The organism is Henriciella marina, assembly GCF_027213945.1.
Taxonomy (GTDB): Bacteria; Pseudomonadota; Alphaproteobacteria; order Caulobacterales; family Hyphomonadaceae; genus Henriciella; species Henriciella marina_A.
Window position 1 is genome coordinate 173,823 of the sequence record NZ_JAPWGW010000005.1, and the last position, 12,153, is coordinate 185,975.

Below are 12,153 nucleotides of genomic sequence, written 5' to 3' on the forward strand. Positions count from 1 at the left end.
GAGCGGTTTCGTCAAGATTATCATTTGCCCGCGGCGCTATCTCGGAATGAAATGCCCGGCGACAGCGCACGCACCGCTAGAGCGACGCCATGATGCCGCGACTTGGGGCGACCTTGTTGTCGAGGAAGTCGCGCCAGATGGCGGCCACCTGGTCCGGGCCTTTGATCCGTTCAATCTGAATCTCTTTCGACGCAGAACGGGCAAGGCGAGCGCTTGCTTCGCTCGCTTTGCCATACAGCACACCGGGTCCCCATTCCTTGTCGCGCTTGGCGATTTGCGCAGGCGCAAAGAAGAATTTGGGCTCTGCGCCTGGAAGTCCCTTGGCGCGGCCAGCGCTTTCCCAGTGGGTCGCGCCGACCATGCAGCTTTCGACCATGTTTTCCTGGAGATGATTGTGCAGCGTCACCGTCAGATCCCGGTTGCCGGACATGTCGACATAGGCGGTCTTCACGCCCGGATCGATCTTCTCTTCCTCGCCATAAAGTAGAACGTCGTCGCAACAGCCAAGGGTTTCCACGAAAGCCCGATTGCCCGGCGAAGTAAGACCGATGACACGCTGACCTGCGCTTTCATCCTCATGGATGAACTGGGCAAGTCCGAAGGCCGTCTTGGACGACACAGAGCCGATGACTACCTGGCTTGCACCAAAATAGTCATTGTCCGTCAGATAATCGTAGAGCACGAAAGACGTGATGAAGAGCGGAAAATAGAGACTGCGCTCATCTTCCAGCTTGCGCATGGCTTCGGGTTCGCCAGCGAGCCGGCGATACTGGTTGTACACGGCGGCAAGGTCTGCGCGGTGCGGCGAGGCGTCCATGAAGAAGTCATCCTTGACGCGTCCAACCGTCAGAACAGCCTCGCTTGCCATCGGGAAAAAGCCATAGAGGCGTTCACCGACCGCGATATCAGGGCTGCGCGATTCAACGACATCGCCGAAGCCCCAGACAGTGACCTTGCCCCACCCTTCCTCAGCCGGGAAAAAGCGCCAGTATCCAATCGCGTCTCCGGAGATCGCATAGCTCACATTGTTCGAGGTGATCGCAAACTTGTCGATAGCAACGCGGACCTGACCGCCCTCAAGTTGTGCCTGCGGCTGGCTAACGGGTTTCGTCTTCCGGTAGTCGCTGCGATTGATCCAAAGCTCACTGACTTCAGCCATCGGGTCGGTCCTTCCCTCAATTCTTCCAACTCGCGCAAGAATGGACTGTCCTGAGGCGAGTGCAAGGGGCGGGTGATTTGCTGCCGCGAGGGCAATCCTTCGCAGGAGCGGGCGATTGTCCTATCAAGAGCGAGAAAACATGATTTGAGGAGACGACATGGCCATCAAGACACGGATCACCGAACTGCTCGGCATCGAGCATCCGATCGTTCAGGGCGGTATGCAGTGGGTCGGCTATGCTGAGATGGCAGCGCCCGTTTCGAACGCTGGCGGTCTTGGCTTTCTGACCGCGCTGACCCAGCCGACGCCGGAAGACCTCGCCAAGGAAATCCAGCGCACCAAGGACATGACCGACAAGCCATTCGGCGTGAACCTCACCATCCTGCCGGCCATCAAGCCTCCGCCATATGCAGAGTATCGCCAAGCGATCATCGAGGGCGGTATCAAGATCGTCGAGACGGCTGGCTACAAGCCGCAGGAGCATGTCGACGAGTTCAAGAAGCACGGCATCAAGGTCATCCACAAATGTACTGCTGTGCGTCACGCGCTATCGGCTGAGCGTATGGGCGTCGACGCGATCTCGATCGATGGCTTCGAGTGTGCCGGTCACCCGGGCGAAGACGATATTCCAGGTCTCATCCTGATCCCGGCCGCTGCCGACAAGGTGAAAATCCCGATGCTCGCCTCTGGCGGTATCGGTGATGGACGTGGTCTTGCTGCGGCTCTGGCGCTCGGCGCCGACGGCATCAATATGGGCACGCGTTTCTGCGTCACGAAAGAGGCGCCGATCCACGAGAACTTCAAGAAGCAGATGGTCGAGAATACCGAGCGCGACACCAAGCTCATCTTCCGCACGCTGCACAACACGGCTCGCGTCATGAAGAACAAGGTGTCCGAAGAGGTCGTCGCGATCGAATCCAAAGGCGGCGCCAAGTTCGAGGACGTCCAGCACCTCGTTGCAGGTGTGCGTGGCCGAAAGGCGATGGAAGAAGGCGACGCCGATGACGGCATCTGGTCGGCCGGCATGATCCAGGGCCTCATCCATGACATTCCAAGCGTGCAGGAACTGATCGACCGGATCGTTTCCGATGCCGAAGAGATCATCAAGAAGCGGATGTCGAATTTCGTTGTCAGCTAAGCCAGAATAGAACGACTGCTGAAGGGCGCCGGATTGTTTCAGTCCGGCGCCCTTTTTTTATTCGCTGAGCAGGATGCCTTTTTCCGTGAGCTCAGAGACGCGGGCTTCGTCAGCGCCGATCCAGTCTTTCAGGGCATCGACATTGTGCTCGCCCCGCCGTGGTGGGCGCATGCCTGCGGAGATGCCGCTCTTCGACTGAGAAAACTTGTAAGGCGACTGGACCGTACGGCGCGCATTGCCCTTGTCGTCTTCGACATCGACCAGAATGCCGTTCGGCCCGACACTGGTCTGCGAGAAGGATTCCTCGCCAAATTTCCGCACGAGACCCCAGGCGAGGTTCATCCCGTCCAGTGCCTTGGTGAGCGCCTCAAAGCTTGGATAGGAGAGAATGTGTTCGGTGACCGCCTTGTGGCGGGCAGCGACTTTCTCTTCGAGGCTTGCGCCTTTCGGGGTCGGGTCGACGAGCCCCGCCTTTTTGGACAGCACGATCCAGATCCATTTCATGTCAGAGGCAATCAGGATGCGCTTGCCCTCCGGCGCGTCCCAGACCTGGTTCTCTTTCGGTTTCGGCCAGACGCCGTCCAGCGCCCAATGCGCATAGTCATCGGTCGCATGAATGACGTTGATCATCGCAATATCGACATGCTGGCCTTCGCCGGTCTTTTCCGCGACTCGCAGGGCAGCGAGCAGCCCGACAAGACCGTGCAGCGAGCTATAGCTGTCGGCGAACGAATATTGAAGGTCGGTTGGTGGCCCGCCGCTGATCTCTGCCTGTCGGGCGATAAGCCCCGCTTCGGCATGCACGACCGGCGCATAGGCGGCGCGCTTTGCCTCCGGCCCCGTCTGGCCAAAGCCAGAAATGGACAGCATGACGAGTTTCGGATTGACCGCGTGCACGCTGTCCCAGTCGAGACCAAAGCGCTTCATCACGCCAGGGCGGAAGTTCTCCACCAGCATGTCCGCTTCCTTGCAAAGCTCCAGCACCAGCTCACGCGCGCCTTCGGCCTTCAGGTCGATACAGATGTTCCGCTTGCCGATGTTCTGCTGAAGGTAAAAGCCAGCGACGCCCTCATCCGACTTGCCGAAATGGCGGGTGACATCGCCTTCGGGCGGCTCGATCTTCAGGACGTCCGCGCCTAGGTCAGACAGCATCCGCGTGGCAAAAGGGCCGGCCAGAACACGCGAGAGATCAAGGACTTTCAGCCCTTCGAGTGGAAATCCCTTTATGTCCATGACGCATGCTCCCTCGTGGTCTTTCTTGCTGCAAGCGTTCTAGACCGGGAGTTCATCTCAGCACAGCCTGACCCTGCGTCCGCTCACTGCGTGCCTTGTTGACCAAGCAGGATGGCGCCGATGAGACCGGCATTGTCGCCAAGGCCCGGCGTGGTGATCAGCTCAGCTGAAGGAGCGTGTTCGAGATAGCCGCCCATCTGTTCGTCGAAGGCCTTACGGATGCGGGAAATCAGGTGCGGGGCGAGCATCAGCCCACCGCCAAGGACGATACGCTCCGGCCGGAGGGTAAGGGTCAGCGCGCGAGCAGCCTGCGCAAGATAGTCGGCAGCGATATCCCAGACGGGGTGATTGGCTGGGAGGTCTTCCGGCGAACCGGCCCGCGCACGAATGGCGCGCACGGATGCGAGGCCTTCGAGACAGTCCTCGTGGAAGGGGCAGACGCTCTCGAAGTTCCCGTCGCCGGGGTGACGCCGCAGCGCGATATGACCGAATTCAGGGTGTGAGGGCCGACCCAGAAAACCGCCATTGGCAAAGAGCCCGGCCCCGATACCCGTGCCGACCGTGACATAGGCAGCCGAGGCGCAGCCCATCGCTGCGCCTAGGGTCATTTCAGCGAGTAGGGCGCCGTTCACATCCGTATCCAAGGTGACGGGCAGGGCGAGCGCATTTTCAAAGTGCGCGCGGAGGTTCGTGCCGGACCAGCCCGATTTTGCCGACCCGGTAATCGTGCCATAGCTGGCCGAGCGTGGGTCGACATCTATCGGGCCGAAGCTGGCAATGCCGAACGTCTTCAGCGTGCCGGGTTCGATATGTGCAGTGAACCAATCTGCAGTTGCGGCCAACGTCTCTTCTGGCGTGGTTACGGGTACACGGTGCGAAGCGACCAGCGCACCTGACGCATCAGCGAGACCGCACTTGAAGGTCGTGCCGCCCGCATCGATGCCGCCATGAAGCATGTTTTCCGACATCTGTGTTCAGCCTTCAAACCTATCAGACCTGCCAGACTATGCAGCCTGCATTGCAATGGATAGGTCTTTGACCGCCTAAAGGAGACAGACCCCATGACCTATTCCGACCAGAAACTTGCCGAGGAAATTGGCGCACGTGTGGAAGCCTTTGTGCGCGATGTCGTGGCGCCATACGAGCGCGACCCGCGCCTTGGTGAACACGGCCCATCGGAAGAGCTGGTCGTCGAGATGCGGGCGAAAGCGCGCGAGGCCGGCGTGATGACGCCGCATATCCTGAAAGATGGCACACACCTTTCGCAGCGCAGCACCGCCCATGTCCTGCAGAAGACCGGCCTGTCACCGCTTGGTCCTGTGGCCTGCAATACGGGCGCGCCGGATGAGGGCAACATGTTCTTGCTCGGCAAGGTCGCGACGCCCGAGCAGCATGAGCGCTTCCTGAAGCCGCTTGTCTCCGGTGAGGCGCGCTCTGCTTTTTTCATGACGGAACCGGCCGCCGATGGCGGGGCAGGGTCCGACCCGTCCATGATGCAGACGACGGCTGTGCAGGACGGAAACCACTGGGTCATCAATGGCCGCAAGACATTCATTACCGGGGCTGAGGGCGCCAAGGTCGGCATCGTCATGGCCAAGTCGGAGGCGGGCGCGTGCATGTTCCTGGTCGACCTGCCGGACCCGGCGATCCGGATCGAGCGGGTGCTCGACACGATCGACAGCTCCATGCCGGGCGGGCATTCGGAAGTGCTGATCGACAATCTGCGCGTGCCGGCCACAGACATGCTGGGCAATCCGGGCGAGGGCTTTCGCTATGCGCAGATCCGTCTCGCGCCCGCGCGCCTTTCGCACTGCATGCGCTGGCACGGCATGGCGACCCGGGCGCAGGAAATCGCGACCGAATATGCGTGCAAGCGCCAGGGGTTTGGCAAGCTGTTGGTCGACCATGAGGGCGTCGGCTTTATGCTGGCTGAAAACCAGATCGACCTGCAGCAATCCTCGCTGATGATCGACTGGTGCGCTGATGCGCTGGACCGCGGCGAGAATGGCAATGTCGAAAGCTCCATGGCGAAGGTGGCGGTGTCAGAGGCGCTGTTCCGTGTGGCCGACCGGTGCGTTCAGGTCATGGGCGGGATGGGCGTCAGCCGCGACACGATTGTCGAGCAGCTGTTCCGCGAGGTGCGCGCCTTCCGCATCTATGACGGGCCGACCGAAGTGCACAAATGGTCGCTGGCCAAGAAGATCAAGAAGGCGGAGCTGAGTCGGACGGGCGCGAAATAGCGTTGCCTCCGGCAAGCTGGCGATGGCTCAGGGTGCGGGGGAGGTGCGTTCTTCTGCGCCGCTTAGCAGCAGGGAAATGATGTCGGAGCGTGTCAGCACGCCGACGACTTTTTCGGCCTCCATGACAAATACGGTCTGAACGCCTTGCCGGGCGAAGCGGTTGAGCACGGTGCCGACAGGCGCTGTGGACGGTGCGACGGCGGTCACGTCCCGCATGATGTCAGAGCCGCGCAATCTGCTGCGGCGTTGCAGCCGCGGGCGCCTGGCGGGCAGGAGCGCGCCGATGATATCCGCTTGCTGGACATGGCCGAGACAGCGCCCGTCTTCTGCCATGACGGGCAGGGTTTTCAGGGCGTGGGAGCGGAAGAGGCCGGCAATGTGCTCAAGCGTGTCGTCCGGTTCTATGGTGATGAGCGGCGCCGTCATGACATCGGCGCAGGTCATGCCGTCGAACCGGTGTCCGGCAGCTTCCTTTTCGGCGGCAGCCAGCAGGCGGGAAAGGTCTGCAACCCCGATATTCTGGGACTGGTTGAAGCGTTTGAGGATGCCGGTGAGTTCGCCGGTCGACAGGCCAAGGCGCGGCTCTGCCGGGCGCGAGACCTGCTGTGGCGGCTGTCTGAAAGGGTAGACCCGCCCGGTCGCCCGGTTGAAAGCGACCCCGGCAAGGACGAGCGTGACGGTCATGATGCCGACAGGGACCAGGGCAAAGGCAAAGCCCGCCTCCAGCACGGCTTCCCGCTCAAGCGTGGCCAGCAGGGCGACGGCGCCGCCTGGCGGGTGCAGCGAGCGGGTGAGGAACATGACGAAGATGGCGCCGCCCACGGCCAGGCTGGGGGCCCAGACAGGCGGTGCCAGCATGAGGACAGAGACCGCAACAATCGCCGACACGGTATTGCCTGCGACGGCAGACCATGGCTGGGCCAGCGGCGAGTTGGGAACGGCAAAGACAAGCACGGCCGACGCCCCCAGCGGCGCGACAAGGTAGAGCGGCAGATCTGAAACAGTCGGCAGCAACAGGCCAAGCAGCGTGCAGAGCCCGATGCCGGCGAAGGCGCCCAGCGAGGCGCGTGCTGCCTCGGTGCGGCTCGGCCATGGCAGGGCTGGAAGCAAGTGGCGCAAGGCCGCTTTCAGGCTTTGGCGGGAGAACATGGGGCGCGATTTCCTTCACTCTGTCCGGGCTGCATCCGTTTGCCGCCGACCGGCAATGTCTTCAAGGCGCGCTTGCGCCTCTCGCCCCGTCAGGTTGACGCGCAGGCTGCGTCTTGCAGGCAGCGAGCTGTCCGGACCCGCGCTGGCGGGGTAGATTGCAGCGTGGCGGCAAGGTTATAGGTGCGCTGCGCAATCGAGCGAGCCGGCCATCCATGTCTGACACAACACCTTATCCCAACAGCGACACCTGGCGCTTTTCCGTCGCGCCCATGATGGACTGGACCGACAGGCACTGCCGGATGTTCCACAGAGCCTTGTCGCAGAGGGCCTTGCTGTGGACCGAAATGGTGACCGCGGATGCCGTCATTCATGGCGACCGGGCGCGGCTGATCGGGTTCAGCGAGGAGGAGCACCCGCTTGTCCTGCAGCTTGGCGGGTCGGATCCGGCAAAGCTTGCCGAGGCGAGCCGGATTGCCGAAGGCTTTGGCTATGATGAGGTCAACATCAATTGCGGCTGTCCGTCGGACCGCGTGCAGTCCGGCCGGTTCGGCGCCTGCCTCATGCAGGAACCTGCGACAGTTGCGGCCTGCGTCGCCGCAATGCGCGAGGCTGTGTCCATTCCAGTGACCGTGAAGTGCCGGGTCGCCGTCAATGATGACCCGCCGCGCGAAACGCTTTTCGGCTTTGTAGACCAAGTCGCGGATGCAGGGTGTGAAGTGTTCACTGTGCATGCGCGCAAGGCGTGGCTGTCTGGCCTCAGCCCGAAGGAAAACCGCGATATCCCGCCGCTCGACTATGGCCTCGTGGCAGACCTCAAGGCCGAGCGGCCTGACCTGACGCTCATCCTCAATGGAGGGATCAAGACGATGGCGGACGCGGCCACTCATCTTGAGACATTTGATGGCGTGATGCTGGGCCGGGCGGCCTATCAGACGCCGGCCTGCCTGCTGGCGGCGGACAGACTGATCCATGAGGGCATCGGCGATGACAGTTTTGACATGGACGGTGCGCTGGCCGCTCTGGAGCGCTATCGGCCATATATGGCAGCGCGGCTGGACGAAGGGGTAAAGCTGTCATCCATGACGCGGCATATGCTAGGGCTGTTTGCGGGCCAGCCGGGCGCACGCGCGTGGCGGCGGACGCTGTCTGAAAAGGCCGTCAAGGAGGGCGCCGGTCTCGACGTGCTGGATGAAGCGCTGTCGCATATTGCCGACGCGAAGGTTTCTGCCTGATGGACGCGTTTCTCGCCGAGTATGGCGTTCTGATGATCTCGCTGATTTTTGCCGGTATCGCCGCGGGCCTGGCGGCAGGCCTTTTCGGCATTGGCGGCGGCGCGGTCATCGTGCCGGTTCTCTATTTTCTGCTGACGGCACTCGGTTATGGCGAGACCGCCATGCACGTTGCCGTCGCAACCTCTCTCGCGACGATCATCCTGACCTCCATCCGCTCCGTCATGTCTCATAATCAGCATGGAGCAGTAGACTGGGCAGTTCTGAAGGGCTGGGCGCCTTGGATCGTGGTCGGTGCCTGCCTGGGGCAGCTGGTGGCGGGTTTTGTCTCGAAAGATGCTTTGACGCTTACCTTCGGATCGCTTCTCCTCATACTCGCGCTGCAGCTCTATTTTGGCAGGCCAAGCTGGAAGCTTGCTGAAGATCTTCCCGGCGGCGTGCCGCGTGCAGGTCTGGGGACCGGTCTTGGCGCTCTGTCTGCTATCATGGGAATTGGAGGCGGCACGTTCGGCGTCAGCCTGATGACGATCTGTGGCCGCCCGATCCATCAGGCAGTCGGCACGGCTGCAGGCTTTGGGGTCGCGATCGGCCTGCCTGGTGCGATTGTCGCCATCCTGAACGGCCTCGGCCGCGAAAGCCTTCCGCCATTCTCGCTCGGCCATGTGAACCTACCGGCCTTCGCGCTGATCTCTGTTTGCACAGTTACGATGGCGCCAATCGGCGCCGCGCTCGCCCACAAACTGGATGCAGGCCTATTGCGCAAGCTGTTCGGCGTGCTTCTCGTACTCGTTTCAGTGCGGATGATCTGGAAGACTATTGCCGGATGATCAGCCGGTCGCTGCGAAATTCATAGGAATAAAGCTCGCGCAGAAAGCTCATGCCGAGCAATGACTGCGTCAGCACATCCTGCATGACAACGCCGCGGACATCACGCACTTCCACTTCGCCAATCCTGATGGAGTCGATGACGACATCGGCACCATAAGTGATGCCGCCGGCGGTGCGGATCTCGATATCGTAGGTCAGGTCGCGTGGCCGCAGCCCCATTTTCTGGGCATCGACCTGCGTCAGCGCGACCGTGCTGGCGCCGGTGTCGACCATGAAGTCGACGCTGGCCTTGCGATTGACGAGGGTGCGGGCCCAATAATGGCCGTCAGACTTGATGAGCATGACGGCAGTGCGGCGCATCTCGTCAGGATTTGCGGCCTCGATGACATTCACGGTCTCTGCGGCCCGCTCTTCGGAAGCAGCCTCGGCGTTTTCGATCTTCGGAATCAGGATGAGCACCAGCGCTGCCGCAATCGCCCCGGCGCTGACCATCAGGCTTAGGAATTTATGGTTCATCCGTGTCTGTCCTCGCCTCAGCCGAGTTTTCCGAGCGACTGAAGACGCTCCATCCGCTCGTCGAGTTCCTGCATGACCTCCTCGCGCTGTTCAGGGGTCAGGCTCGACCAGCTTCCGATTTCACGCAGGGTCCGTCCGCAACCGAGGCAGAGCCCGGTCTGTCCGTCTACGGCGCAAACCTTCTTGCAGGGCGAAGCGATGGGCGTGGGTCGGGGTGTAGTCATCAGGGCCTGTTCTTCAGCAGCAAATGGACTATGTCAAAAATTCACGAAAGTTTCGTTGACTTCGAGGGCTGGATCATGCGGTTTCCCGTTAAATCCAGTGAGAGGGAATCGTGTGAGCAAGGCGCTTGAATCATTTACACCTTTCAGCGACGTGCGCGAGCTTGCGATGCGCGATATCGCTCCGGATGCATCTAGCAGTGAACAGGTGCACAACGCGCTGCTCGGCATGGGGCGGCAGGGTGATTTCGGCAAGCTAGGCAAAGCGGCTGAGTGGCTGGCTGGCTGGCAGCGGCGTTACCCGCCGCGGATAGAAAACGCGACCCTGGCTGTGTTTGCGGGTTCCCATGGCGTGACCGCGCTCGATGGCGCTGTCTCTCTCTCGTCCGACGAGAATACTAAAACGCGCGTCGAAGACCTGCGCGCAGGCAGGTCGCCGCTTTCCGCCATTGCCGCCGCCAATGAGGCGAACATACGGATCTTCGAGCTGGCTATAGAGAAGCCGACGGCGAACTTTACCGATGGCGCCGCCATGAGTGAGCGCGAGTGCGCAGCGACAATCGCTTATGGTTTCGAAGCCCTGGAAGGCAAACCAGACTTGCTGGCGCTCGGCGTTGTCGGGGCCGGTATCGGTACCGCAGCTGCTGCGGTGGCCTGCGGGCTGTATGGCGGCACGCCAGAATACTGGGTCAGGCCCGGCCCATCCACGCCGAAGGAAATCAGTGCCGCGCGGATCAAGACGGTGAATGCTGGCCTTGCCCGGCACCGCGGCCGTCTGGACGACCCGCTGGAGGCGCTTCGATGCCTTGGTGGGCGCGAACTGGCCGCCTGTGTCGGGGCGATTCTGGCCGCGCGAATACAGTCTGTGCCAGTCGTTCTCGATGGCTTTGCGACGACGATTGCTGCCGGAATCGTCCATGCGATGAACCCGAGTGCGGTCGAGCATGTGCTGGCAGGCCATGTCACGCGCCGTCCGGCCCATCAGGCCGCCTTGGACCGCCTGGATATGACCCCGCTTCTGCCCATGGAATTCAATACGGGCGGCGGAATGGGATCGGTTGCGGCAATTGGCCTCCTGCGGACCGCCTGCGCGCCATTTCTGGGAAAACCGGACCAGTCAGGCGCCTGATAGCTGCCTTTTGGGTGCGACATGATTTACGTTGACGTTCGCGTCACCTTGCTTTCGCTGTAGGCGGGATGCAGAACACGTGCGTAAGAGCAAAAACACTAGAGGAGCGCGCAAATGAATCTGGAATTCACGCCCGAAGAAGTGGCCTTCCGCAAGGAAGTCCGCGAATTCATCGAGAACAATTATCCTGAGCAGCTTCGCGGCGTTGGCGCGCGTGAAGACCTCGGCAAAGAAGACATGCTGGCCTGGCACCAGATCCTTGGGAAAAAGGGCTGGTCTGTTCCTGCATGGCCAGAAAAGTATGGCGGTACCGGCTGGACCCCGACGCAGAAATATATCTGGTCGGAAGAAAACGCCCGCATGGACACGATCATGCCATTGCCTTTCGGCGTCTCCATGGTCGGCCCAGTGATCTACACATTCGGGTCCGAAGAAATGAAGGCCAAGCACCTTCCCGGCATCCGTGACGGGTCTGTCTGGTGGTGTCAGGGGTATTCCGAGCCGGGCGCCGGTTCTGACCTCGCTTCGCTCAAAACGACCGCTGTCCGCGATGGTGACCACTATGTGATCAATGGCCAGAAAACCTGGACCACGCTGGCCCAGCACGCTGACTGGGGCTTCTTCCTCTGCCGCACCGACCCGAATGCGGCCAAGCCGCAGGAAGGCATTTCCTTCATTCTCGCCGACATGAACACGCCGGGCATCGAGGTGAAGCCGATCAAGACGATCGATGGCGGCCATGAAGTGAATGAAACGTGGCTGACCGACGTTCGCGTGCCCGTAGAGAACCTCGTCGGCAAGGAAAACGAAGGCTGGACATATGCCAAGTTCCTGCTCGCTCACGAGCGCTCCGGCATTGCAGGCGTCGCCCGCTCCAAGCGCGGTGTCGAGAAGCTTCGCCAGATTGCTTCGACCGAGCTGCTTGAAGGCAAGCCGCTGATCAATGACGACGACTTCCTGCGCAAGGTCTCGCAGCTGGAGATCGACCTCACTGCACTGGAATTCACCGAGCTGCGTACGCTGGCGGGTGAGGCACAGGGCAAGGGCCCTGGTCCGGAAAGCTCCATCCTCAAGGTGAAGGGCACCGAGATCCAGCAGCGCCTGACCGAGCTCACGCTTGAAGCCGTTGGCCATTACGGCCACCCATACTTCCGTGGTTTCCCGGAGGACGGCTCCAATGAGTTCCCGATTGGCCCGGACTATGCCCACCAGGCAGCCCCGAGCTACTTCAACATGCGCAAAACGTCGATCTATGGCGGCTCTAACGAGATCCAGCGCAACATCATCACGAAGATGATCCTGGGGCTCTAG

At 61.5% G+C, this 12,153-nt stretch carries 12 protein-coding genes; 6 read left to right on the top strand and 6 right to left on the bottom strand.

Annotated features, from left to right (window positions below):
• Positions 1-76: 76 nt before the first annotated feature.
• Positions 77-1,159 carry a DUF2855 family protein gene (locus tag O4G74_RS15005; RefSeq protein ID WP_269403367.1) on the bottom strand — a complete coding sequence of 361 codons (1,083 nt, stop codon included), beginning with the start codon at positions 1,157-1,159 and terminating at the stop codon, positions 77-79.
• Positions 1,160-1,316: 157 nt separating this feature from the next.
• Here O4G74_RS15005 and O4G74_RS15010 point away from each other — a divergent pair, with 157 nt between their 5' ends.
• A complete protein-coding gene (locus O4G74_RS15010) occupies positions 1,317-2,297 on the top strand; it encodes an NAD(P)H-dependent flavin oxidoreductase (RefSeq protein WP_269403368.1) in 981 nt (326 codons plus the stop codon).
• Positions 2,298-2,354: 57 nt separating this feature from the next.
• Here the strand turns inward: O4G74_RS15010 and O4G74_RS15015 are convergent, their stop codons facing one another.
• Entirely contained in the window at positions 2,355-3,530 is a 1,176-nt protein-coding gene (locus tag O4G74_RS15015; protein ID WP_269403369.1) for a CaiB/BaiF CoA transferase family protein, read from the bottom strand.
• A gap of 83 nt (positions 3,531-3,613) precedes the next feature.
• The gene (locus O4G74_RS15020; RefSeq protein WP_269403370.1) at positions 3,614-4,498 is read right to left on the bottom strand and encodes an ROK family protein; all 885 of its coding nucleotides are present in this window, start codon (positions 4,496-4,498) and stop codon (positions 3,614-3,616) included.
• A 93-nt stretch (positions 4,499-4,591) separates the two neighbouring features.
• Between O4G74_RS15020 and O4G74_RS15025 the strand changes: the two genes are divergently transcribed.
• Positions 4,592-5,770 carry an acyl-CoA dehydrogenase family protein gene (locus O4G74_RS15025; protein WP_269403371.1) on the top strand — a complete coding sequence of 393 codons (1,179 nt, stop codon included), beginning with the start codon at positions 4,592-4,594 and terminating at the stop codon, positions 5,768-5,770.
• A gap of 27 nt (positions 5,771-5,797) precedes the next feature.
• Here O4G74_RS15025 and O4G74_RS15030 read toward each other — a convergent pair whose 3' ends face one another.
• Positions 5,798-6,919 carry an HPP family protein gene (locus O4G74_RS15030; protein ID WP_269403372.1) on the bottom strand — a complete coding sequence of 374 codons (1,122 nt, stop codon included), beginning with the start codon at positions 6,917-6,919 and terminating at the stop codon, positions 5,798-5,800.
• Between the two features lie 212 nt (positions 6,920-7,131).
• Here O4G74_RS15030 and dusA point away from each other — a divergent pair, with 212 nt between their 5' ends.
• Positions 7,132-8,151, top strand: coding sequence for a tRNA dihydrouridine(20/20a) synthase DusA (dusA, locus tag O4G74_RS15035; protein WP_269403373.1), 1,020 nt, complete (start codon positions 7,132-7,134; stop codon positions 8,149-8,151).
• Positions 8,151-8,975 (top strand): sulfite exporter TauE/SafE family protein, encoded by an 825-nt coding sequence (locus O4G74_RS15040; RefSeq protein ID WP_269403374.1) that lies wholly within the window; start codon positions 8,151-8,153, stop codon positions 8,973-8,975. Before dusA ends, O4G74_RS15040 begins: the two co-directional genes overlap by 1 nt.
• Here O4G74_RS15040 and O4G74_RS15045 read toward each other — a convergent pair.
• Positions 8,962-9,492 carry a retropepsin-like aspartic protease family protein gene (locus O4G74_RS15045; protein ID WP_269403375.1) on the bottom strand — a complete coding sequence of 177 codons (531 nt, stop codon included), beginning with the start codon at positions 9,490-9,492 and terminating at the stop codon, positions 8,962-8,964. The two genes, O4G74_RS15040 and O4G74_RS15045, sit on opposite strands and share 14 nt — an antisense overlap.
• 17 nt (positions 9,493-9,509) lie before the next feature.
• Positions 9,510-9,716, bottom strand: coding sequence for a DUF1289 domain-containing protein (locus O4G74_RS15050; RefSeq protein ID WP_269403376.1), 207 nt, complete (start codon positions 9,714-9,716; stop codon positions 9,510-9,512).
• Between the two features lie 112 nt (positions 9,717-9,828).
• On the opposite strand from O4G74_RS15050, the gene O4G74_RS15055 reads away from it, so the two are divergent.
• Positions 9,829-10,842 (top strand): nicotinate-nucleotide--dimethylbenzimidazole phosphoribosyltransferase, encoded by a 1,014-nt coding sequence (locus O4G74_RS15055; protein ID WP_269403377.1) that lies wholly within the window; start codon positions 9,829-9,831, stop codon positions 10,840-10,842.
• 114 nt (positions 10,843-10,956) lie between these two features.
• Complete coding sequence (locus tag O4G74_RS15060) at positions 10,957-12,153, top strand: acyl-CoA dehydrogenase family protein (RefSeq protein ID WP_269403378.1); 1,197 nt, start codon at positions 10,957-10,959, stop codon at positions 12,151-12,153.